The organism is Streptomyces sp. WMMB 322, assembly GCF_900090145.1.
Classification (GTDB): Bacteria; Actinomycetota; Actinomycetes; order Streptomycetales; family Streptomycetaceae; genus Streptomyces.
On record NZ_FMHI01000005.1, the window covers coordinates 152489 to 175889 of the forward strand.

The window sequence follows — 23401 nt, forward strand, 5'->3', positions numbered from 1 at the left end:
AGACGAGTGCAGGTCACAGGCCTGGCACGGATCAGTCGCGGAAGAGCCACTCCGACTTGAGCTCGGCGTAACCGGGCTTGATCACCTCATTGATCATCGCCAGACGTTCATCGAAAGGAATGAACGACGACTTCATCGCATTGACCGTGAACCACTGCATGTCGTCGAGCGTGTAGTGGAACGTCCTCACCAGGTGCTCGAACTCCTTGCTCATGCTCGTACCGCTCATGAGCCGGTTGTCCGTGTTCACCGTGGCGCGGAAGTGCAGCCGCCGCAGCAGCCCGATGGGGTGTTCCTCGTACGAAGGGGCCGCCCCCGTCTGGAGGTTGGAGGTGGGGCAGAGCTCGAGCGGGATGCGCTTGTCCCGTACGTACGAGGCGAGACGGCCCAGCTTCACCGAGCCGCCGCTGTCCTCCTGGATGTCGTCGATGATGCGCACACCGTGGCCGAGCCGGTCGGCTCCGCACCACTGGAGCGCCTGCCAGATGGAGGGCAGCCCGAACGCCTCGCCGGCGTGGATCGTGAAGTGGTTGTTCTCGCGCTTGAGGTACTCGAAGGCATCCAGGTGGCGCGTGGGCGGGTGGCCCGCCTCGGCGCCGGCGATGTCGAAGCCGACGACGCCCAACTCGCGGTAGCGGTTGGCGAGTTCGGCGATCTCCAGGGCACGCGCCGCGTGCCGCATCGCGGTGAGCAGCGCACCGACCCGGATGCGGTTGCCCTGGGCCCGCGCCCGCTGCTCGCCCTCGCGGAAGCCCTCGTTGACGGCCTCCACGACCTCTTCGAGCGTGAGGCCCTTCTCCAGGTGCTGCTCCGGTGCGAAGCGGATCTCCGCGTAGACCACTCCGTCGGCCGCGAGGTCCTCGGCACACTCGGCGGCCACCCGGGTCAGCGCCTCCCGGGTCTGCATGACGCCCACGGTGTGGGAGAAGGTCTCCAGATAACGCTCCAGGGAACCGGAGTCGGCGGACTCGCGGAACCAGCTCTCCAGCCGGCCGGCATCGGTCTCGGGGAGTGCGTCGTACCCCGCCTCGGCGGCCAGCTCGACAATGGTCGCGGGCCGCAGGCCACCGTCGAGGTGGTCGTGCAGCAGGGCCTTCGGAGCGCGGCGGATCTGCTGGGGGTTGGGAATGGTGTTGAGGGTCTGGCTCGTCATCCACGTACTCTAGCTCCTACGCGCGTAGATGGCATCTGCACCCTAACTTCCTTTTGACCGGGACCAGTTGGAGGACGCCGCTTGCTTCGATACGCAATGGTGATCCCGCGGCACCGTTCGTGCACCCCCGCTTCTGCCATCGTCTTCCCTATGGCTCAGCAAGCTTTGCCCGAGCGGGAGGCCCGACTGGGGCGGGCGATGGGCGCGGACGCCTCCGGAGCGGCGCCGCATGCGGTGGTCCTGCTGCTGCCGGGCGGCGGCATGGAACACAGCGTCCGACGGCGCTCGGCCGTCGCGGCGGCAGCGGTGCGGCCGCTGGCGCGGCGCCTGGTGCGCGGGGCGCAGCACGGCGAGCCCGAGACGTCGCTGGTGGCTCACGTCGTCCACTACCGGTACCGGGGCTGGAACGGGGACGCGGCCCACCCCGCGAGCGACGCGGAGTGGGCCGTGGGAGAAGTGGTGCGACGGTACGGCGACGTGCCTGTGTGCCTGGTAGGCATCGATGTCGGCGCACGCGCGGCACTGCGCGCGGCGGGGCATCCCATGGTCACCTCGGTGCTGGCGCTGTCGATGTGGCTCCCGGGCCCCGCGTCCGGCGGCGGCCCCGAGGAGCCGGTGAGGCAACTCATCGGACGCCATGTGCTCTTCGTGCACGGCACCGACGACGAGCACACCGACCCGGAGCTCTCGTACCGGCTGGCGGAGCGCGCCAAGAAGGCGAACGCCGAGGTGTGCCGGTTCGAGGTGCACACCGACGGGCACCGGCTCCACCAGCACAACGCGGAAGTCTTCGCGCTCGCGGAGAACTTCGTGCTCGGCACGGTGTGCGGCCGGGACTTCGCGCGCCCCATCGTCGACGCGATGGCGGCTCCGCCTCCGCTGGGCCTGCGAATGCCGCTGGCGACGGGGTTCGGGCAGAGCCTGCGCCAATAGGGCCTCGCTGACGGCTGCGCATGCCGCGCGCCTCACCCGGCGGGTGCGCCGAACCATCTGCGCAGTGGACCGGGCAGTTCCCTCTGGTCCTCCCCGGCCCAGACCACGTGACCGTCCGGGCGCAACAGCACGGCGGGCACGTCCAGTTCTTCGCTGCCGTCGACGACGTGGTCGACCCGGTCCTCCCACCCCGCGGCGGAGAGCCGGCCCGTCCCGTCGAGGAGCAGCCCGCGGCCGCCGTGCAGCAACTCGTAGAGGCGGCCCCGCTTCAGACCGATGTCGCGCATCCGTCTGCCGAGCAGTTCGTGGCCCTCGCCGAAGTCGTAGCGGACTCCGAGCGCGGTGACCTTCTCGATCAGGTACCGGTTCACCTCGTCGAAGCCCGCGAGCTGCGAGACGAGCCTGCGCACTGCGCGGGCGCCCGGCTCGGTGGACATCAACTCCATCTGCGCACGGGTGTTGTCCAGCACGTCGGCGGCCACCGGATGCCGTTCGCAGTGGTAGCTGTCCAGCAGCCCCTCGGGCGCCCAGCCGCCGACCTCGGCGGCCAGCTTCCAGCCGAGGTTGAACGCGTCCTGGATGCCGAGGTTCAGGCCCTGCCCGCCGGTCGGCGGGTGGACGTGCGCGGCGTCACCGGCCAGCAGCACCCGGCCGGACCGGTAGCGCTCGGCGAGCCGGGTGGCGTCGCCGAAGCGGGACAGCCAGCGCGGTGAGTGCACGCCGAAGTCGGTTCCGGCGACTGCCCGCAGCCGCCGTTTGAACTCCTCCAGCGTCGGCGGCACCGTGCGGTCCTCGGCGACCCCCTCGGCGGGCACCACGACCCGGTGCACCCCGTCGTCGCCGAAAGGCCCCACCCCGAAGCGCAGTTGGGTCTTGCGGACCTCCGCGACCACGGCGGCCACCTTCTCCGGCGCCTCGGTCACCTCCATCTCGCCCAGCAGCGTCTCGACCCTGCTGGGCTCACCGGGGAAGCCGACGCCGAGCAGCCTGCGCACCGTACTGCGGCCCCCGTCACAGCCGACGACGTACCGCGAACGCAGACGCGTCCCCGCCCCGGCGGCCGGCTCGACGGTCACTCCGTCCTCGTCCTGGCTCAGCCCGGTCACCTCGCAGCCGCGCCGGATCTCCGCCCCGAGTTCGGCCGCACGCTCGGCGAGCAGGCGGTCGGTGACGGGCTGCGGGATGCCGAGGACGTATCCGTGGGCGGTGTCCAGCCGCTCCGGAGGCGGCGTCGTGATGGCGGCGAAAAAGCCGCCCACCGGGTACTTCTTGCCGTGCGAAAGGAACCGCTCCAGCAGACCGCGCTGGTCCATCACCTCGATGCTGCGTACGTGCAGGCCGAGCGAGCGGACGTACCCGGCCGGCTCCGCGTCCTTCTCCAGCACCAGCACGTCAACGCCGTGCAGCCGCAACTCGCCGGCCAGCATCATGCCGGTCGGCCCCCCGCCGACCACGATCACGTCGATCATGAACCCCTCATTGAACGTAAAGCGCACTTACTGCGCGTATCTCTCAACCCCGCATGTTCCACCCGGGGCCGCCACAGTGTGCGGCACGACGGGGGCCTTGCCGCAAGGCCCCCCACGCGCTATACGTTGAGAGAGGCAGGGAGAGGACGACGCTCCTTGCCTTTGTCGTGCCCGGCGGACGCGCGCGGCGCCGTCCGCAGCGAGAGCCGCGTCGCTTTTCGCGAACGCGCGGCCCGCATGCACCCCTGGCCCTTCGGTCCGCAGGCCGAACTGGCTTGTGACGACGGTGACTTGAGGTCGCCGACGGCGCGGAGGGGCGGGACGTGGAGGGGGAGGTTCCGGGGCTTGAACATGATTTGCGGACCGGTATACGTGAGGCAGCACGAAGGCCCGTCCGGTACAGGGAGGTAAATCATGCCGCCCCGGGGCCGCCCCCGGAACGGCCCGCTCCGACCCCACGAACCCGTCCGCGACGTTCAGCCCGCACGGCGCACCGACCCCGCCCCGGCGGGCCCTCGGCGGCCCCGGGCAAACGCCCCGCCGGCGGCGCCCTCAGCGCCGCCCCGCATGCACCGTCGTCGCCGTCAGATAGAAGGCGTCGTGACGGTGGAGGATGCCCGTCGGCGCCTCGTCGTCGAGGAGTGCGTTCAGCACGCGCGTGTCCTCGGGCGTGAGCCACTCCCCCAGCGTGTCCCGGGCGCGCTCCAGCCTGTCGCGCAGGTGGCTGCGGGCCGCCGGCTCCAGCGGCGCGGGCAGGTCGGTGAGGAACGTGCGGGTGCCGGCCGGTGCCAGACCCGCTCGGGCCAGCATGGCCGGCCAGTCCTCGACGACGGGTGTGTGGCCGGCCAGCGCCTCCCGCATGGCGGTGAAGCGCTCCTCGTTCGCCGCCTCCAGCCGGGCCAGGAGCCCGGGCCGTCCGATCCCGATGTCGCGGGGCAGGTAGCGCGGTGAGAGTCCGCGTTCGACGACGACGAGCAGCCCGCCGGGCCGCACCGACGCGGCGAGGGCGTCCAGGGCGGCCTGCTGGTCGCCGATGTGGTGGATGACGTTGCTCGTCCAGATGAGGTCCGCGCTGCCCAGCGTCCCGAAGTCGTCGGGGAGCCGGGCTTCCTGCGTGGTCGTGTTCCGGGCGACGCCCTCGCGTGCCGCGCGGTCACGAGCACGTTCCAGAAGCCCCTGTTCGCCGTCCACCGCGACGACTTCGGCCTGCGGAAACGTCCGCGCCAGCAGTGCCGTGAACACACCGGGGCCGCTGCCCACGTCCAGCAGACGCCGGACCGTGTCGGGGCCGCAGCCGCCCTCGAGGAGCAGGCCGCGCAGCCACGCGAGTGCCTCCTCGACGAAGGGGATGCGCAGTTCGGCTTCCCTTTCGAGGAGCGCGGCCATGGCGTCCCAGTCGACGTCTTCGTGGTCGTGGCCTCCATGTCCATGACCCCCGTGTCCATGACCCCCGTGACGCTGCCCCTCGTCGCCGTGGCCCCCGTCGTCCCGACCGTGTCCGTGACCGGCGTGTGTGTGCACGATGTCCTCCTCGTCCGTACGGGAATCCTCATCCCGCGAGAAGCCTGTCGCGCCGACTGAGCAGAAAGCTCTTGAACGCGGCGACGGGCGGCGTGTCGGGCCGGTCCGCGAGCCAGGCGACGCCGATCTCGCGCACCGCGCGCGGCGCGGTGACGGCCAGCTCGCGGACGCCCGGACGCGGCACGGTCGGCGGTGGCAGCAGGGCGACGCCGAGCCCCGCCGCCACCAGCCCGCGGATGGTCTCCGGCTCCTCGCCCTCGAACGCGATCCGTGGCGTGAATCCGGCCTCCGCGCACAGGGATTCGAGGATGCGGCGCATCCCGTAGCCGCGTTCCAGCGTGACGAAGGGTTCGCCGGCCGCCTCGGCGAGGCGGACGCGGCGACGCGCGGCCAGCGGATGGTCGTCGGGTACGACGAGCCGCAGCCGCTGTTCGGCGAGGCGCCGCGCGACGAGGTCGGGGGCGTCCGGCACGGGAGAGGTGAGGCACAGATCGAGTTCCCCGGCCCGCAGCCGCTCCAGCATGGCCTCGCCGTAGTTCTGGACCAGGGCGAAGCGGACGCGGGGATGATCGGCGCGGAAGGCGCGGATGAGGACCGGGACGGTCTCCCAGCCGAGCGTGTGCAGGAACCCGAAGGCGACCTTGCCCTTTCCGGGATCGGCGTCCGCCCGTACGGACTCGGCCGCCTGCTCGACGGCGGCGAGGGCCCGCTCGGCGGAGGCGAGGAACGTGCGCCCGGCCGGCGTGAGGGAGAGGGTGCGGCCGCGCCGTGCGAAGAGGGCCACCCCGAGATCGTTCTCGAGCCGGGTGACGGCACGGCTCAACGTCGACTGGGGCACGCCGAGTTCGCTCGCTGCGCGGGTGACGTGCTCGTGGCGGGCCACGGCCGCGAACTGCGCGAGACGCGGGGTGAGCAATGCGCCCCAGTCGGATGTGACAGGGATGTCTTTCTCGTTGCGTGCCGGTGACATACCTTCCTCAGCTGTACTGATGCGAGCGTGGAATGGTTTCAATGATTTTGTGCATTGGACGCATCAATGCGTGAATCGTAACGTCGAAGCATGCCCTCCGCCGATACCGAGGCGTCCGCCGCCGCGGACGCCGCCGTTGCCAGTCCTCCCGACTCCACCACCCCCACCTCCCTTCACGACGACGCCACCAAGCTGAGCCCGGGCGACCCGGGTCACGGCAGGATGCGTCTCGCGCTGTTCGCCGCCGGGCTCGCGACGTTCGCCCTCCTGTACTCGACGCAGGCGCTGCTCCCCGAGATCTCCCGAGACCTCCACGCCGACCCCGGCTCGGCGAGCTGGACGGTCTCGGGCGCGACGATCGGTCTGGCGCTGGCCGTGCTGCCGCTGGCGGCTCTCTCCGAACGCTTCGGGCGGCGCCGTGTGCTGACCGTGTCGATGTCGGTGGCCGTCGCCCTGGCCCTCGCGGTGCCGTTCTCACCCGACCTGGGCACGCTGATCGCGCTGCGCACCCTCCAGGGCGCCGCGATCGCGGGCGTACCGGCCTCGGCGATGGCCTACCTCGCCGACGAGGTGCGCGGCAGGTATCTGGTCGGCGCTACGGGCCTGTTCGTCGCCGGGAACAGTGTCGGCGGCATGAGCGGCCGCATCCTCAGCGGATGGGTCGCCGAGGCCTGGGGGTGGCGCATCGGGCTGGCCGCGGTGGCCGTGGCCTCGCTGCTGTGCGTCGCGGCGTTCCGGCTGCTGGCGCCGCGGGCCCGCCACTTCCGCCCGAGTCCGCTGAACGCGCGGGCCCTGACCCGTACGGTCTCGGCCCACCTGCGCAACCCGCTGCTGGTGCGGCTGTACGCGATCGGCCTGCTGTTCATGGTCGTCTTCGGCGGCGTCTACACGGTGATCGGCTACCGGCTGGTGGCCGAGCCCTTCGGGCTCTCGCAGGGACTGGTGGGCTCCGTATTCGCCATCTACCTGGTGGGGACGGCGACTTCCGCGACGGCGGGGAAGCTCAACGCCCGGCTCGGGCGGCGCGGCCTGATCTACGCGGGCATCGTCACGGCATCGTCCGGTCTGCTGCTGAGCCTCCTCGACAGCTTCGTCGCGGTCGCTGCCGGGCTGGTCCTGATCACCGCGGGCTTCTTCGCGGGACACGCGGTGGCCTCCGGCTCCGTCAGCCACACGGCGACCGAGGGTCGCGCGCAGGCCTCGGCGCTCTACCAGATGGCCTACTACACGGGCAGTTCACTCGGCGGCGCGCTCGGCGCAGCGGCGTTCGCCGGGGCCGGCTGGGACGGGACGGTCGCACTCACGCTCGGTGCGATGACCGTCGCGGCCGGGGTCACGTTCTACGGCACGCGCAGTGCTGCCGCTCTCCGCCGTCGTCGCCTTCTCGAAGCGCGCGCCTGACGGAGCACCGCGGCCCGGCTCACACCTGCGGGAAGTCCGCCGTCTCCAGGGTGAGTTCGAAGGGCGCGGGCAGGTGGACGTCCTCACCGGTCTTGACCGCCGTGTGCACGCGGTAGACGTCGCCGACGGGCTCTCCGTAGAGGGTTACGGTCGGACCGCCCGGGGCGTGGGCGTCCACGAGCAGGTAGAGCGGGACGCCCGCCTGCGCGTACCCGGCGGGCTTGACGATGCGGTCGTGACCGGCGTTGGAGGGCGAGGTGATCTCGACGATCAGCTCGGCCGCGGCTGCCGGGATGTAGTTGCCGGGTTCGTGGAGTACGGCCCTCGGAGCAACGACCAGATCCGGGATGTAGAGGCCACTCCGCGAGTGGACTGCGACGCCCAGGGTCTGGTAGATGCCCCAGTCCTCGGGGATGACCGAGTACAGGCGACGCTGGACCAGGTCGGCGATGCTGTTGCGGCTGTTGGCGGGCGGCGGCGACACGGTGACGATCCCCTCGATGATCTCCACCCTGGTGCCCTCGGGCCCGTCCGTCTGCTCCCACATACGGACCAGGCCGTCCCACTCCTGACCTCCGGCCGGGCCGTGGTCGACGGTGAGTGCGCTCATGGCGGTCTCCTTCATCAGTACGTCACCGACTCCAACATGCCGAAAGGGACGAGAGCGGCGCTACTGATCACCATCACCCGAAAGTGAACCCGCCGCAGCCGCTCAGGCCGTCACGCGCTCCAGCACGATCGGTGGAACCGCGAGCCCGGTGCCCTCCGGGGCGATGTCGTACGACCCCGCCAGTGCCTCCAGCGCGTACGGGAACTTCTCCGGAGTGTCCGTGTGCAGGGTCATCAGCGGGTCGCCGGCCCTGACCGTGTCGCCCGGCTTGGCGTGCAGCTCGATGCCCGCCCCCGCCTGTACGGGGTCCTCCTTGCGGGCACGGCCCGCGCCCAGGCGCCATGCCGCGACACCGACGGCGTAGGCGTCGAGCCGGGTGAGGACCCCCGACGACGGCACCGCGACCGGCTGCTTCTCGCGTGCCGACGGGAGGGGCGCGTCCGGGTCGCCGCCCTGCGCGGTGATCATGCGGCGCCAGTGGTCCATGGCCCTGCCGTCGGCGAGCGCCCTGGCCGGGTCGGCGTCGGGCAGACCGGCGGCGTCGAGCATCTCGCGGGCGAGCGCGAGGGTGAGTTCGACGACGTCGGCGGGGCCGCCGCCCGCCAGCACCTCCACGGATTCGCGTACCTCGACGGCGTTTCCGACGGCGGCGCCCAGCGGGGTGTCCATGCCGGTGATGAGCGCCCTGGTCCGCAGACCGTGGTCGTTGCCCAACTCGACCATGGTGGAAGCCAGTTCGCGCGCGTCGTCCAGGGACTTCATGAACGCGCCGGAGCCGGTCTTCACATCGAGCACCAGCGAACCGGTGCCCTCGGCGATCTTCTTGCTCATGATGGAGCTGGCGATCAGCGGGATCGACTCCACGGTGCCGGTGACGTCGCGCAGCGAGTACAGCTTCCTGTCCGCGGGGGCCAGGCCCGCGCCCGCCGCGCAGATGACCGCGCCGGCCTCCTCCAGTACGCGGAGCATCTCGTCGTTGCTCAGCGACGCACGCCAGCCCGGGATCGACTCCAGCTTGTCGAGCGTGCCGCCGGAGTGCCCGAGTCCGCGGCCGGAGAGCTGCGGCACCGCCGCACCGCACGCGGCGACGAGAGGGGCCAGCGGCAGCGTGATCTTGTCGCCGACGCCGCCCGTGGAGTGCTTGTCGGCGGTGGGCTGCCGCAGACCCGAGAAGTCCATCCGCTCGCCGGAGGCGATCATCGCTCCGGTCCAGCGCGCGATCTCCGGCCGTGACATGCCGTTGAGCAGGATCGCCATGGCCAGCGCCGCCATCTGCTCGTCGGCGACGTCGCCGCGCGTGTAGGCGTCGATCACCCAGTCGATCTCTTCGGGGGTGAGGCTGCCCCGGTCACGCTTCTTACGGATGACGGAGATGACGTCCATGGACATTGAGCGGAAGTCTCCTTCACACAAGGGGGCCGGACATGAGAGGGCCGGACATGGGAGGGCCGGGTACAAGGGGAGAAACAGGCCGCGGAGGCGGGCGAGTTGCCCGGCTGCTCAGCGTCCCAGGTCGGCCGGGCCGAACGCGTCCGGCAGCAGGTCGGCCAGCGTGCGAATGCCGCCCCCGGTCTCCATCAGCAGCTGCGGGCCCCCGTGTTCCCACAGCAGCTGACGGCAGCGTCCGCACGGCATCAGCAGCTCACCGTGCTTGTCGACGCAGGTGAACGCGGTGAGCCGGCCGCCGCCCGAGGCGACCAGCGAGGAGACCAGGCCGCACTCGGCGCACAGCGTCATGCCGAAGGCGGCGTTCTCCACGTTGCAGCCGGAGACGGTGCGGCCGTCGTCCGCCAGCGCCGCCGCGCCGACCGGGAACTGCGAATAGGGCGCGTAGGCCCGGGACATCGCCTCCCGGGCCGAGGCCCGCAGCGCCCCCCAGTCGACATCAGCGGAGCCGACGGGGACGGCCGTCATGTGCCTTGCCCCCTGCGGTAGGACTTTCCGATGGCCTTGGGTGGCCGCAGACGCTGCGCGGCGAGCGACAGCACCAGAAGGGTGGTGATGTACGGACTCATCTCGACGAACTCCAGGGGGACGGTGTCCGTCATCAGATACCACACCAGCAGGCCCACAGCAGTCACGCCGCTGATCGCGGCCTGCACCATGCCGCCCTTGCGCAGCTTCCACAGCGCCAGCGCCGCCAGCATCACGGCGACGAGGAGCAGCAGCGCGTGCACCGTCGGCCCGCCCGCGCGCAGCTGAAGCGCGTCCATGAAGCCGAAGAGGCCCGCGCCCATGGCCACGCCGCCAGGACGCCAGTTGCCGAAGATCATGGTGGCGAGGCCGATGTAGCCGCGGCCGCCGGTCTGCTGGTCCTGGTAGATGTGCACGCCGATCGCGAGGAACGCACCGCCGAGCCCGGCGAGCGCGCCGGAGACCGTGACCGCCGCGTACTTGTACCGGAGGACGTTCACGCCGAGGGTCTCCGCGGCGACGGGGCTCTCACCGCACGAGCGCAGCCGCAGCCCGAACGGGGAGCGCCACAGCGCGTAGAAGCTGCCCACGAAAAGGGCCGCGGCAAGGACCGTCAGCCAGGAGACGTTGCTGACGAACGAGCCGAGTATGCCCGCGATGTCGGAGACGAGGAACCAGTGGTGCTTCTCGACCGCCTGGAGTCCCTCGGCGAGGCCCGGCACCGTGAACGTCGGCATGTCCTCCATGGGCGGGGACTGCTTGTCGTTGCCGCCCGCGTCGGCGGCGGCGCTGCCCTCCGCGCCGAACCACAGCTTTGCGAGGAACTGCACGACGCCGAGGGCCAGGATGTTCACGGCGACACCGGAGACGATGTGGTCGACGCCGAAGGTGACGGTGGCGATCGCGTGGATCAGGCCACCGAGTGCGCCGCCCGCGATTCCGGCCAGCGCCGCCACCCAGGGCCCGTGCTGCCAGCCCATCCAGCCCGCGGAGAAGGCGCCGAGCATCATCATGCCTTCGAGGCCGATGTTGATGACGCCCGCACGCTCGGACCACAGACCGCCCAGCCCCGCGAGGCCGATGGGCACGGCCGCGGCCAGCGCGCTCGAGTACTGGCCGCTGGAGGTGACCTGGTCCGAGCCGGTCACGATGCGCAGCAGCGAGAGGGCGACGAGCCCTCCGGCGACGATCAGCAGCACGACGGGGTACGAGAGCTTGCGGCGTTCGCCGCCGGGCCTGCGGGCGGCGGTGCCGTTCCCCTTGCCGGGCTTCTTCCCGTCGCCGTCGCCCTTGCCGTTCGCGCCGGCCTCGCCGTGAGTGCCGGCGCCGTTGCCTCCGGCCTTGGCAGTGATGTTCGTGCTCACGCGGACACCTCCGCCTTCTTCTTCGCGCTCTTGCGGGCCCGTGCGGCCAGCTCCTCGCCGACCCGGCGTTGCTGCCTGCTCAGGCCGTAGCGGCGTACGACTTCGTAGGCGATGACGACGCACAGGACGATGACGCCCTGCATCACGCCCACGATCTCCTGGGCGTACTCCTCGAACTCCAGCTGTGTGCCCGTGCGTTCGAGGAAACCCCACAGCAGCGCGCCGAGCGCCATGCCCACGGGGTGGTTGCGGCCCAGCAGGGCGATGGCGATGCCGGTGAAGCCGATGCCCGCGGGGAAGTCGGTGCCGTAGTTGTACGACGTGTTGAGCAGCGTCGGCATACCGACCAGGCCGGCGACGATGCCGGAGAGCACCATCGACGTGACCACCATCCGCTTGACGCTCACACCGCTCGCGGAGGCCGCCGACTCGGAACGGCCCACGGCGCGCAGATCGAAGCCGAACCGCGTGCGGCCGAGCACGAACCAGTAGGCGACGCCGACGAGCACGGCGATCACGACCGTGCCCCACACCGGGTCGGGGTTCGTCGGGATGGTGAAGAAGTGGCTGGAGGCCGGGAGGTCGGGGGTGTGGAAGAGATTCCCGTCCTTCACCGCGAGCCTGCCGTCCTGCAGGAAGTAGCCGATGGTGGAGGCCGCGATGAAGTTCAGCATGATCGTGGTGACGACCTCGTGGATTCCCCGCGTGATCTTCAACAGCCCAGCGATGCTGGACCAGATCCCGCCGACCACCATCGCGACGAGAATGATCACCGGGATCTGGACGATGCCGGGCAGCGTCAGCGCACCGCCGACGACGGCGGCGAAGAAGGCCGCGATGCGGTACTGGCCGTCGACGCCGATGTTGAAGAGGTTCATCCGGAAGCCGATCGCGACGGCCACGGCGGAAAGGTAGTACGGAATGGCCTTGTTGATGATCCAGACCTGGCTGTCGCTCTTCGAGCCGAAGTCGATCATCACGTAGAAGGCGTAGAACGGGTCCTTGCCCGTCGTCAGGATGACCCCGGAGGTGATGACGAGCGCCGCGACGATCGCGAGCAGCGGTGCGGCGACCGCCAGTACCAGCCGGTCCTTGTCGAACTTCTTCACCTCTCACCGCCCCCTTCCCGCTGTCCCGGAACGGCGTCCGGCGCGGAGTCCCGCCCGTCCCCGTCGGTGTGTTCGAGATGGCCGCTGGCGGCGCCCGTCATGGCGGAGCCCAACTCCTCCGGTGTGATGGTGGCGGGGTCGGCGTCCGCGACGAGGCGTCCGCGGTACATCACGCGCAGGGTGTCGGAGAGTCCGATCAGCTCGTCCAGGTCCGCGGAGATCAGCAGCACCGCCAGGCCCTCGCGCCGTGCCTCACGGATCTGGTCCCAGATCTGCGCCTGGGCGCCGACGTCCACGCCCCGCGTGGGGTGTGCGGCGATGAGCAGCTTGGGGTGGTGGCTCATCTCCCGTCCGACGATCAGCTTCTGCTGGTTGCCGCCGGAGAGGGAGGCCGCGGTGACCTCGATGCCCGGCGTGCGGACGTCGTAGTCGGAGACGATGCGTGCCGTGTCCCTCCGCGCGCCTGCGATGTCGAGCAACTGGCCCTTGCTGTTGGGTGCTTCGGTCACGTGCCCCAGCATGCGGTTCTCCCACAGGGTGCCCTCCAGGAGCAGCCCGTGCCGGTGCCGGTCCTCGGGGATGTAACCGATGCCGCCCTCGCGCCGCTCACGTGTGGAGCGCGCCGTGATGTCCTTGCCGTCGAGTGTGACGGTGCCGGCATCGAGCGCGCGTATCCCCATGACGGCCTCGACGAGTTCGGCCTGCCCGTTGCCCTCGACGCCCGCGACGCCGAGGACTTCACCCTTGTGGATGGTGAAGGCGATGCCGTCCAGCACCTCACGCACCGGGCCGTCGGCGTCGGCCGCGCACAGCCGCAGCCCCTCCACGCTCAGCATCGGTGTGGTCGTCACCGTCGACTCGCGGGTCTCGGGCGAGGGCAGTTCGCTGCCGACCATCAGCTCGGCGAGCTGCTTCGGCGTCGTCTCCTCCGGCTTCACGGAGGCGACGGTCGTACCGCGCCTGATGACGGTGATGTCGTCGGCGACCGAGAGCACCTCGCCCAGCTTGTGCGAGATGAACAGCACCGTGAGGCCCTCGGCCTTCAGCTCCCGCAGGTTCTCGAAGAGAGCGTCGACCTCCTGCGGGACGAGCACCGCGGTGGGCTCGTCGAGGATGAGCGTCCGCGCGCCCCGGTAGAGGACCTTGAGGATCTCCACACGCTGCCGGTCGGCGACGCCCAGGTCCTCGACGAGCACGTCGGGACGTATGCCCAGCCCGTACGCGTCCGACAGTTCCTTGATCTTCTGACGGGCGCGCCCGCCGATCCCGTACAGGCCCTCGGCGCCCAGCACGGTGTTCTCGAGCACCGTGAGGTTGTCCGCCAGCATGAAGTGCTGGTGCACCATGCCGATTCCGCGCGCGATGGCGTCACCGGGGGTGGCGAAGGACACCTGCTCGCCGTCGACGGTGATGGTGCCCTCGTCCGGCTTCTGCATGCCGTAAAGGATCTTCATCAGGGTCGACTTGCCCGCGCCGTTCTCACCGACGAGGGCGTGCACGGTGCCGCGGCGGACCGAGAAGACGATGTCGTGATTGGCCACGACGCCGGGGAACCGCTTGGTGATGCCGCGCAGTTCGACGGCGGGCCGGGAGGCCGAGCCGTTGCCGGTGCCCGCCGCGTCTGCGGCCGCCGGGGGGCTGCTGCTGGACGTTGAGATGACGCACTCTCCCGAAACGCTGCTGTTCAGTGGAGGGTTCGGCCCGTACAGGCAGAGGCGGGACGGTCGCGGGCGCATCCACAAGCAGCAACTGCCTGCGGATACGCCCGATCCCGGAACCCGTACCGCCTCCCGTCCGGTGCACGGGAGTCGCTGCCGGCCCGCGCTCACTCACGGCGGACCGGCAGCGGGGTCACGGGGTGTCCTTGACCTTGATCTTGCCGTCGACGATGTCCTTCTTCGCCTTGTCGAGGTCGTCCTGGATGTCGTCGATGAAGCCGCCGGAAGTGGCCAGCGAGACGCCGTCCTCCTTCAGGTCGAAGGCGGTCGTGCCCTTCATCGGCTTCTTGTCCTCGACGCTCTTGACCAGGTCGAAGACGGCGACGTCCACGTTCTTGACGGCTGAGGTGAGGATCGCGTCCTTGTACTTCGCCAGGCCTGGCTGGTTGTACTGGTCGGAGTCGACTCCGATCGCCCAGGCACCCTTCTTCTTGCTGATCACTTCGATCGAGCCGACACCGGACTGGCCGGCGGCGGAGTAGATCACGTCGTTGCCCGCGTCGAGCATGCCCTTGGCCTTGTCCTTGGCGGCCGCCGGGTCGTTGAAGCCCTTGGTGTTCGTCGGGTACAGGTACTGCGAAGTGACCTTGACCTTCGGGTCGGTCTCCTTCACGCCCTGCTCGAAGCCCGCCTGGAACTTCTGGATCAGCGCGTTGTTGACGCCGCCGATGAAGCCGACCTCCTTGGTCTTGGTCTTCTTCGCCGCGGCGACACCCGCGAGGTAGGACGCCTCGTGCTCGGCGAAGACCAGGCCGGCGACGTTCTTCCCCTCCGAGGGGGAGTCGACGACACCGAAGGTGGTCTCCGGGAACTTCTTGGCGACCTTGTTGACGGACTTTCCGTAGTCGAAGCCCACGCCGATGACCGGGTTGTATCCGGCCTTCGCGAGCGAGGTTATTCGCTGCTCGCGGTCCGCCTCGGTCTCGTCGTTGCTGGCTGTCATCTCCTTGAAGTCGACGCCCAGTTCCTTCTTGGCCCTGTCGACGCCACGGGCCGCCGCCTGGTTGAAGGAGTGGTCGTCCCGCCCGCCGACGTCGAAGGCCAGGCCGACTCCCTTGTCCTTCTTGCCGGCGGACTGTGTAGAACTCTCACCGCACGCGGTGGCGGTCAGGGCGAGGGCCGCGGTGGTGGCGACCGCGGCTGCAAGCTTGGTTACCCGACGCAAGAGGAGTCCCCTTCGGCTCATGGAGCGCCTCTTCCGGCGCTGGCTTCCGGCACAGATTAACGCGCGTAGATTTCACGTAAAGAGTTGCCGGAATGCTGTTATCGGATCGGTGCCAAGGGGGCTGCGCCCCCGGTCACAACGGCGCGGGGCGGGGCTGCGCCCCGCCCCGACCGTGCCGCGGCCCCTGACGCTGCGCGCGGGGGCGCGGGGCGGGGCCGGGGCGGGTACGGGCGGGGCCCGCGGGGCGAGTCCGGGGGGTGCGAGTCGGGCGGCTGCGGGCCGGGGTCGTGCCGCTCCGGTGCCGGGTCCGGGTGCGGGCCGGGGTCGTGCCGCTCCGGTGCCGGGTCCGGGTGCGGACCGGTGCCCGCTCCCGGTCGGGGTAGTGCGGCTCGGGTGGGGCGCCTGGGGGTCGTGGGTGGTGGCGGGGGCGTGCCGCTCCGGTGCCGGGTCCGGGTGCGGGCCGGTGCCCGCTCCCGGTCGGGGTAGTGCGGCTCGGGTGGGGCGCCTGGGGGTCGTGGGTGGTGGCGGGGGCGTGCCGCTCCGGTGCCGGGTCCGGGTGCGGGCCGGTGCCCGCTCCCGGTCGGGGTAGTGCGGCTCCGGTGGGGCGCCTGGGGGTCGTGGGTGGTGGCGGGGGCGTGCCGCTCCGGGGGGCAAGTCCGGGCGGCATGATTTACCTCCCTGGACCGTCACGGAGTTCTGTACGGCCTTCCATATGCCGGTCCGCAAATCACGTTTAAGCCCGGCCATGCCCCCCTGCGCGTCCCGCCCCCTCCCCGCCGTCCGCGGCTCCCCTCCCGGGGGCACCAAGACCTCTTCTTCCACGACGGGCAGTGGGCCCCGTGCCGGTCGTCATCCACGAGCGCGGACGATGACCCCGGAATGCGTACGGACACCGATCCCGTCCGCACCCATCCGGAGCCGCCTGAAGCGGTCGACGCGGCAAGGGGGTTGAGCCGTCGGACGTGCCTGGGCGAGTGCCCCGGAGAGCCACCGGAGGGCGGGACAGTCAACAGGACTCCCGCAAGCGGAGAGGGGGACGAGAGGGGCAGACGCCGGACGGGCAGGAGGGGGTGGGACGTGGAGGCGGGGGGCACGGGGCTAAAACGTGATTTGCGGACCGCCATATGGAAGCCAGCACGAAAACCCGGACCGGTACAGGGAGGGAAATCATGCCGCCCCGGGACACCCGCCGGAACGGCACGCACCCGGCACCCACCACAAACCCCAGGCGCACCCCCGCACCCACCCGAGCCGCACGCCCGCACGCCCGCACGCCCGCACGCCCGCACGCCGAGACAAACACGGCCACCCCCGGCGACAGCCGAACCCGCCGGAGCCGCCCCAACCGTTACGCAGGCGCCGGGGGGTCCAGGAGGGCCGCGGCCGTGAAGAGTTCGACGCCGACCTTGATGGCCGACTCGTCCACGTCGAAGTGGCCCTGGTGGAGGTCCCGCGGGTGGCGGTCCCCCGGGGGGCGGACGCCGAGGCGGGCCATCGCGCCGGGGACGTGCTCCAGGTACCAGGAGAAGTCCTCGCCGCCCAGGCTCTGTTCGGTGTCCTCGACCGTGGGCGTGCCGCGCCGCGCCGTCATCGCGGTGCGCAACAGCTCAGTCGTGCCTGCCTCGTTGACGACGGGCGGCACTCCGCGCACGTACGTGATCTCCGACTTGGCGCGGTGCAGTGTGGCCGTCTCGTCGATGGCGGCGTGCACGAGGTCGGGCGCGTCCCGCCAGGCGACGATGTCCAGGCAGCGCAGTGTGCCGGAGAGCTCCGCCCGCTGCGGGACGACGTTGCAGGCGTGGCCGGATTCGATCCGCCCCCATGTGAGGGCCATCCCGGCGCGGGCGTCGACGCGGCGGGAGAGCAGCGCGGGCACCTCGGTGACGAGCTTCGCGGCCGCCGTGACCAGGTCCGTGGTCAGGTGCGGGCGCGCGGTGTGGCCGCCGGGGCCGCTGAGGCTCACTTCGACGCGGTCGCAGGCGGAGGTGATGGGCCCTGGGCGCAGCCCGATGCGGCCGGCGTCGACGCGCGGGTCGCAGTGGACGGCGAGGATGCGGCCGACGCCTTCGAGCGCCCCGCCGTCGATGGCGTCGGTGGCGCCGCCCGGCAGAACTTCCTCGGCGGGCTGGAACAGGAGCCGCACGGAACGCGTCAGGTGGCCGGCGCGGGCGAGGTCCGCGAGGACGCATCCCGCTCCGAGCACGACCGTGGTGTGCACGTCGTGGCCGCAGGCGTGCGCACGGTCGGGGACGGTCGACCGGTAGGGGACCGACTTGGTGTCGGGGATGGGCAGCGCGTCGATGTCGGCGCGCAGTGCCAGCATGGGGCGGACGCCGTCCCAGCGCTCGGCGAGCCCGGGGTGGATGTCGCAGACGAGGCCGGTGCCCATCGGCAGGATGCGGGGCCGCAGCCCGGCTTGTTCGAGGCGGGCCTTGATCGCGGCGGTGGTGCGGAATTCCTGGTTGCCCAGTTCCGGGTGCATGTGCAGGTCGCGCCGGAACGCGACCAGTTCGTCGCGAAGCTCGTCGGAAAGTCTGCCGGGCAGTTCGGGCACCACGCCCAGCAAGGCTGCTTCGACTGCTGCTTCGCCGGTTGGGTCCACCTCCGGCTCAGGGGACAGGACTCTGTTCATATCCGCAGGGTAGGCGTTTTCAGGCCACCACATGCTTCCGATGTCGGAAAGTTCAGCCCCTCAGGGGACAAAAATTTTTCGGGATGGCGATTATGTCCCGATGGTGATGGGTATACCTACGCGCTCGCCTGGCCCGCCTCTCTGGAGATCGACGTGGGCGAGGGCTGCTGCGGCGCCGGTGCCGCCTCGGCCGGTGCGGGCCCGGCCATCGTACGGCCCGCCCCCTCCCCCTGAATTCCGGTGTCCCCGAGTCTGCGCACCCGGCGCGCACTGTCCGTGACGCCGGAGAGGAAGCCTTCGGCGCGGGGGGATGCGCCCGCCGTGAACCACGTGCGGTCCACCTCGCAGACCGCCACCGAGACGGGCGTGCCGGCCAGAGCCAGCGGCAGGGTGTGCACGACGGTGGAGGGGAAGCTCACAACGGTCCGGCCGATGGGGCCGCGGCGGGCGACGAGCTCCAGCGGCAGATCGGGCCGGACGATCTCGAGGCCCGTGGCCGACTGCACCCGGTGGAGCTTCTCGCTGCTCTCGCGGCGGTGGGCGAAATAGCGAGTGGCCCCGTGTTCCCGGGCCAGCGCCGTGACTCCTTCGAGGTAGCGCTCCAGGTCCACCACTCCGGTCTCCACCAGTGAGGTGCCGACGAGGTCGGTGCCGCGGGTCAGCCGTGGCGGGCCGAAGCGTGAGCGGGTCCAGGCGAAGTCGTTGGCGGCGACGGTGACGCCGAGCTCCCGGAGCCGGGCGTCGGAGGCGTCCACCGGCATCGAGCTGAAGATCTCGACCCGGCGGACGGAGCCGCGGTCACGGCCTTCGGGTTCCCCTGCCCGGGGCGGGGCCTGCGGCGCTGCGGCCCCGGGGGTGAGCCGCGAGCGGGCCCGTCGCGCGAAGGGCGCGAAGAGGACCGCCTGCGCGGCCGCCTGCGGCCCGGCCGGTGCGGAACCCTTGCGGTGCCATCGCACCAGGCGTTCCCCGTCGGCGAGTTGGGAGACGAACTCCATGGTGGCGGTGCCGTCGTCGACCACGACGACGTCGCGCGCGGAGGTGAGCGTGAGCAGGAGCTGCACGTAGCGCGAGAAGGGGTCGCCGATGACGACCCGTCGCGCACGCCGCAGTTCACGCGCCAGCGAACCGATGGTCTTGACCGGCGCGACGGGCCCGCCGCGCGCCTCCTCCCAGCGCACGGCGACGCCCTCGTCCCGTGCGAGCTCCGCGACGCGGCGCAACTGGCCGCGCGTCATGGGGTCGTGGGGTGAGAGGACGACCACTGTGACGTCGGGCACCCGCACGCCGGCCTCCGCCGGTCCGGCCTCGACGGGACCGGGCGCGGCGGAGATCACCGCCGCGGAGTGCGCCCACTCCAGGACGTTGAGGAGCTGTACGGGGCTCTCGACGAAGGCGAGGGTGCCGCCCGCGCTTCGTCTGCCCCGTGTCGCGTCCCGTCCGCTTCGGCTCACTGGGCGGCTCCGTCAGACGGCGGCCGGCTCGCGGTCGGCCCCGTCGGCTCCTGTGCCTGCAGCGGCCGACTCCGCCTCCGCGACGACGCCCTTGACGCGACGGAGCTTCTCCATCGGCTTCAGCTCGCTGTCGTAGACCTTCTTCACGCCGTCGCCCAGCGAGTCCTCGATGGTGCGGATGTCGCGCACGAGCCGCTGGAGGCCGCCCGGCTCGACGGACGCGGCCTGGTCGGAGCCCCACATGGCACGGTCGAGGGTGATGTGCCGCTCCACGAAGCAGGCACCGAGGGCGACCGCGGCGAGGCTGGTCTGCAGACCGGTCTCGTGGCCGCTGTAGCCGATGGGCACGTTCGGGAACTCGCGCTCCAGGGTGTGGATCATCCGCAGGTTCAGCTCGGCCGCCTGTGCGGGGTACGTCGAAGTGGCGTGGCAGAGGACGATGTTGGCGCTGCCGAGCACCTCCACCGCGTGCCGGATCTGCTTCGGCGTGGACATTCCCGTGGAGAGGATCACGGTGCGGCCGGTGGCGCGCATCGCGCGCAGCAGCTCGTCGTCCGTGAGCGACGCGGAGGCCACCTTGTAGCAGGGCACGCCGAACTTCTCGAGGAAGGCGACGGATTCGACGTCCCACGGCGAGGCGAACCAGTCGATGCCGCGCTTCTTGCAGTGCTCGTCGATGGCGCGGTAGCCGTCCTCGTCGAATTCGACGCGGTGCCGGTAGTCGATGTAGGTCATGCGGCCCCAGGGGGTGTCGCGTTCGACGTCCCACTGGTCGCGCGGGGTGCACACCTCGGGGGTTCGCTTCTGGAACTTCACGGCGTCGCAGCCGGCCTCGGCGGCCGCGTCGATGAGCGCGAAGGCGTTCTCGAGTTCGCCGTTGTGGTTGATGCCGATCTCGCCGGTGATGTACACGGGCTGTCCGGGGCCGACGGTCTTCTCACCGAGGCTGCGCAGACGGTTGGTGCTCATGAGGACGGTTCTCCATCTCTCTTCTTGCTGAGGTGAGTTACAGGGACGGCCCGAGGAGCCAGGAGGCGATCTCGCGGATCGCGCCCTCGCCCCCGGGCGTCGAGGTGATCGCGCGTGCCGCCTCGCGTACGACCTCGTGCGCTCCCGCGACTGCCACGGGCCAGCCCACGAGGTTGAAGCAGGGAAGGTCGTTGACGTCGTTGCCGACGTAGAGCACGCGCTCGGGGCCGATGCCCCTCTCCTCGCACCACTGCTTGAGCGCGAGGTCCTTGCGGTCGATGCCGTGCAGTACGGGGATCCGCAGCTTGCGGGCCCGTGCGGCGACGACCGGGTTCTCCTCCGTGGACAGGATCAGCAGGTCGAGCCCGTCGCGGCGGAGCGCGGCGATGCCGAGTCCGTCGCCGCGGTGCACGGCGACCAGTTCCCGTCCCTCGGAGTCGATCAGCACCCTGTCGTCGGTCTGGGTGCCGTCGAAATCCAGTACGACCGCGTCCACGTCCTCGCGGCCCGGCAGCACGCGGGGTCGCGCGGCGTCGAGCAGCGGCGCGAGCGCGCGGGCGCGGGCGAGGTCGTGCGGGTCGTCGATCTCCAGGACGCGGGCGGGGTCCGTACGGACCGGTTCGGTGCGTCCGAAGAAGCGGTGTCCGCTCTTGCGGAAGCCGGCGGCGTCCATGGCGTACGCGGCGCCGGTCTCCAGCAGGTCCTGCGGCCGGTCCTGGCGGCGCGGCCGGAACGCCTTGTCGTGGTTGACGCCGAAGCCGCCGGTGTCCGAGGTGCCGCCGGCGGCCGCGGAATCCCCGTGGGCGGCGGCGTCCACGGCAGCGGCGCCGTCCGTGGCAGCGGGGCCGTCCGGGCCGTCACGCCAGATGAAGCCGTGGAACGGAGCGACGGTCAGGGCGCTGTCCGCGCCGCCCTCGACGACCGCCGCGGCCACCGCGTCGATGTCGTCGCGGGTGATGAACGGGCTGGTGCACTGCACGAGCAGCACCGCGTCGACGGGGACGCCCGAGCGTGATTCGCAGACGTCGACGGCGTGCAGGACGGCGGCCTCGCTGGTCGCGGTGTCCCCCGCTATCTCGCCCGGGCGCTCCACAACCTGCGCGCCGGCCGCGCGTGCGGCGGCCGCGATCTCGGCGTCGTCGGTCGAGACGGCCACGTCCGTCACCAGGCCGGCGGCGAGGCAGGCCCGTACGGCCCGGGCGACGAGGGGTTCGCCGCCCACGGTGGCGAGGTTCTTGGCCGGCACGCCCTTCGACCCGCCGCGGGCGGGGATCACCGCGAGGACGCGTCGGGAGCGCGCCGTCGCGGCGTTCGTTCCGGGCCCTGTTGGGGACAACTCGCTCATGTCAGCACTCCTCGGCGGTGGATGGGGGGGTGGGGCGCGGGCGGGCGCGGCGCGGACGGGAGCGCGCCGCCACGGCCCGTCACAGCTCCCCCATGCGGCGGATCACGGGCGCCACGCGCTGCACGCCGTGCCGGTACGCCCCGCGTGCCACGTCCCGCACAGCGCCCCGTACGGCAGCGCGCACCCCGGTCGAGGCCTCGGCTGCGGCGGCCTTCGCCGCACCTGGCAGCACCGACCCGTCGGCGCCGAAGCCGTAGCGGGCGAGGACGCCCGGCAGGTATCCGGGTGCGGTCACGGGCGTGTAGTACGGGGTGACGGCGGGCAGCCGGTCGCGGCCCGCGAGCCGCGCCACCCGCTCCCGCGCGGCGTCGAATGCGCGCTCGTACGCGCCTCCCGCCAGCACGCCCTGCCGCGCCGTCCATCGGGAGTCGGCCTCCGGCAGGTGCCCGGCGTCGAGTTCGTCCCACGAGGCGAGGCAGCCGGAGCCGAGGAAGTGGTGGTTGCCGAGCGCTTCCCGCACGCCGAGGTCTGTGAGGACGGCGGTGGGGATCCCCCGGTGCAGCGATTCCAGCGCGGCGGTCGAGCTGACGGTCACCAGCAGGTCCGTGCGGTCCAGGACCTCGCTCATGTGCCCGTAGACGAGGCGGCAGTTGGACGGCAGGCCGCCGCTCAGCCGCTCGGCGAGCCGCTGGTAGGGCAGCTCCTCGATGTGCGTGGTGTGTTCGCCCGGGCGGCTGCGGAGCTTGACGAGCACCTCGCGCCCGGGATGGCTGCGGGCGTGCGCGGCGGCGCGGCGCAGCAAGTAGGCACGGTCGTCGCGTCCGGCGGGCACGGACGGCTGCGCGGCGAAGACGACGGTGAACGGCCGCCCGGAGTCCGGGCCTTGGTAGGGCGCACCGCCGAGGAACGGCAGTGCGCCCTCGGTGACGGCGGACGCGTCGGCGCCGGCGCCCTCGTAGACGTCGCGGAAACGCCCGGCGTCATGGCGGGAGTTGGCGAGGACGACGTCGGCGCCGTGCCGCAGCAGCAGCCCGTCGGCCAGCTTCTCGTAGACGACGCCGACATATCCCGTCACGGTCACCGGGCGCCGCACCTCTGCGGGGGTCTCGCCGCTCGCAGCCGCGCCGCCGCCGGAAGCGGCTTCGGCGCGCTCCGCGGACGCGCGCCGCGCCGCGTGCGCCATGCCGTGCAGCATCGCCTGCACCGCCCCGCCGACGCAGGCGAGGACGACGACGTCGTACGTGCCGCGGTCGGCGGCCTCCCCCACGAAGGCCGCGCCGGTCGTCTCCCGCAGCGAGTCCACCTCGACGCCGACCTCGGCGAGCTGCCGCGGCGTCGGGGTGGCACGCCCGCGCAGCAGCAGCCCGTCGACGCGGGCGCCGGGCGCGATGCGGCGGGCGGTGAGGGCTCCCCATTTCCAGCGGGTGTCGGAATCCGCGAGCACCGCCGTACGGAGCGGGGCGGCGGAATCCGCGGAATGGTCGGCAGCCGCGGGAGGAATGTTTGCTGGCACGTCTTCGACGCTAGAAAGCAATTCCGGAGCCCGGCCCAACGGAAATACAACAGCTGGTTAACAGCGCACCGCCGACCGGCCAACTGACCCGCGGGGAAACGGATTCACCGTCCCGCCATGCGCCGTTCACCGGCGCTTGCCGGGTACGCCACAAACAGGGCCGC

The 23401-nt window shown here is 71.5% G+C and carries 18 protein-coding genes; 2 read left to right on the forward strand and 16 right to left on the reverse strand.

The window, feature by feature from the left end; all coding sequences use genetic code 11:
• Nucleotides 1-31: 31 nt before the first annotated feature.
• Nucleotides 32-1153, reverse strand: coding sequence for an adenosine deaminase (locus H180DRAFT_RS10585; RefSeq protein WP_055485772.1), 1122 nt, complete (start codon nt 1151-1153; stop codon nt 32-34).
• 150 nt (nt 1154-1303) lie between these two features.
• On the opposite strand from H180DRAFT_RS10585, the gene H180DRAFT_RS10590 reads away from it, so the two are divergent.
• Nucleotides 1304-2086, forward strand: coding sequence for an alpha/beta hydrolase (locus tag H180DRAFT_RS10590; RefSeq protein WP_055485963.1), 783 nt, complete (start codon nt 1304-1306; stop codon nt 2084-2086).
• 32 nt (nt 2087-2118) lie between these two features.
• Here H180DRAFT_RS10590 and rox read toward each other — a convergent pair whose 3' ends face one another.
• The 3 genes from rox to H180DRAFT_RS10605 all read right to left on the reverse strand — a co-directional run bounded on the left by rox (nt 2119) and on the right by H180DRAFT_RS10605 (nt 6046).
• The gene (rox, locus tag H180DRAFT_RS10595; RefSeq protein WP_055485773.1) at nt 2119-3555 is read right to left on the reverse strand and encodes a rifampin monooxygenase; all 1437 of its coding nucleotides are present in this window, start codon (nt 3553-3555) and stop codon (nt 2119-2121) included.
• A gap of 552 nt (nt 3556-4107) precedes the next feature.
• A complete protein-coding gene (locus H180DRAFT_RS10600) occupies nt 4108-5076 on the reverse strand; it encodes a class I SAM-dependent methyltransferase (RefSeq protein ID WP_254665962.1) in 969 nt (322 codons plus the stop codon).
• 28 nt (nt 5077-5104) lie between these two features.
• Complete coding sequence (locus tag H180DRAFT_RS10605) at nt 5105-6046, reverse strand: LysR family transcriptional regulator (protein ID WP_055485775.1); 942 nt, start codon at nt 6044-6046, stop codon at nt 5105-5107.
• A 90-nt stretch (nt 6047-6136) separates the two neighbouring features.
• Between H180DRAFT_RS10605 and H180DRAFT_RS10610 the strand changes: the two genes are divergently transcribed.
• A complete protein-coding gene (locus tag H180DRAFT_RS10610) occupies nt 6137-7447 on the forward strand; it encodes an MFS transporter (RefSeq protein ID WP_055485776.1) in 1311 nt (436 codons plus the stop codon).
• A gap of 19 nt (nt 7448-7466) precedes the next feature.
• Here the strand turns inward: H180DRAFT_RS10610 and H180DRAFT_RS10615 are convergent, their stop codons facing one another.
• The 12 genes from H180DRAFT_RS10615 to H180DRAFT_RS10670 form a co-directional block, all read right to left on the reverse strand.
• Nucleotides 7467-8057, reverse strand: coding sequence for a Uma2 family endonuclease (locus H180DRAFT_RS10615; RefSeq protein ID WP_055485777.1), 591 nt, complete (start codon nt 8055-8057; stop codon nt 7467-7469).
• A 102-nt stretch (nt 8058-8159) separates the two neighbouring features.
• A complete protein-coding gene (locus tag H180DRAFT_RS10620) occupies nt 8160-9446 on the reverse strand; it encodes a thymidine phosphorylase (protein ID WP_055485778.1) in 1287 nt (428 codons plus the stop codon).
• A gap of 111 nt (nt 9447-9557) precedes the next feature.
• On the reverse strand, nt 9558-9971 hold the full coding sequence (locus H180DRAFT_RS10625) for a cytidine deaminase (protein ID WP_055485779.1): 414 nt from the start codon (nt 9969-9971) through the stop codon (nt 9558-9560).
• A complete protein-coding gene (locus tag H180DRAFT_RS10630) occupies nt 9968-11335 on the reverse strand; it encodes an ABC transporter permease (protein ID WP_254665963.1) in 1368 nt (455 codons plus the stop codon). Before H180DRAFT_RS10630 ends, H180DRAFT_RS10625 begins: the two co-directional genes overlap by 4 nt.
• Nucleotides 11332-12444 carry an ABC transporter permease gene (locus tag H180DRAFT_RS10635; protein ID WP_055485780.1) on the reverse strand — a complete coding sequence of 371 codons (1113 nt, stop codon included), beginning with the start codon at nt 12442-12444 and terminating at the stop codon, nt 11332-11334. Before H180DRAFT_RS10635 ends, H180DRAFT_RS10630 begins: the two co-directional genes overlap by 4 nt.
• Nucleotides 12441-14180, reverse strand: coding sequence for an ABC transporter ATP-binding protein (locus H180DRAFT_RS10640; protein ID WP_079100003.1), 1740 nt, complete (start codon nt 14178-14180; stop codon nt 12441-12443). Before H180DRAFT_RS10640 ends, H180DRAFT_RS10635 begins: the two co-directional genes overlap by 4 nt.
• Nucleotides 14181-14295: 115 nt before the next feature.
• The gene (locus H180DRAFT_RS10645; RefSeq protein ID WP_055485781.1) at nt 14296-15327 is read right to left on the reverse strand and encodes a BMP family lipoprotein; all 1032 of its coding nucleotides are present in this window, start codon (nt 15325-15327) and stop codon (nt 14296-14298) included.
• 1348 nt (nt 15328-16675) lie between these two features.
• On the reverse strand, nt 16676-17959 hold the full coding sequence (locus H180DRAFT_RS10650) for an amidohydrolase (protein WP_055485782.1): 1284 nt from the start codon (nt 17957-17959) through the stop codon (nt 16676-16678).
• A 116-nt stretch (nt 17960-18075) separates the two neighbouring features.
• The gene (locus tag H180DRAFT_RS10655) at nt 18076-19410 is read right to left on the reverse strand and encodes a hypothetical protein (RefSeq protein ID WP_074466730.1); all 1335 of its coding nucleotides are present in this window, start codon (nt 19408-19410) and stop codon (nt 18076-18078) included.
• A 12-nt stretch (nt 19411-19422) separates the two neighbouring features.
• The gene (locus tag H180DRAFT_RS10660) at nt 19423-20379 is read right to left on the reverse strand and encodes an N-acetylneuraminate synthase family protein (protein WP_055485783.1); all 957 of its coding nucleotides are present in this window, start codon (nt 20377-20379) and stop codon (nt 19423-19425) included.
• A 37-nt stretch (nt 20380-20416) separates the two neighbouring features.
• Nucleotides 20417-21724: an acylneuraminate cytidylyltransferase gene (locus tag H180DRAFT_RS10665; RefSeq protein ID WP_055485784.1), complete on the reverse strand. Its 1308-nt coding sequence runs from the start codon at nt 21722-21724 to the stop codon at nt 20417-20419.
• A 79-nt stretch (nt 21725-21803) separates the two neighbouring features.
• Nucleotides 21804-23168, reverse strand: a complete 1365-nt coding sequence (locus H180DRAFT_RS10670) for a DUF6716 putative glycosyltransferase (protein ID WP_055485785.1) — start codon at nt 23166-23168, stop codon at nt 21804-21806.
• Between the last annotated feature and the right edge of the window lie 233 nt (nt 23169-23401).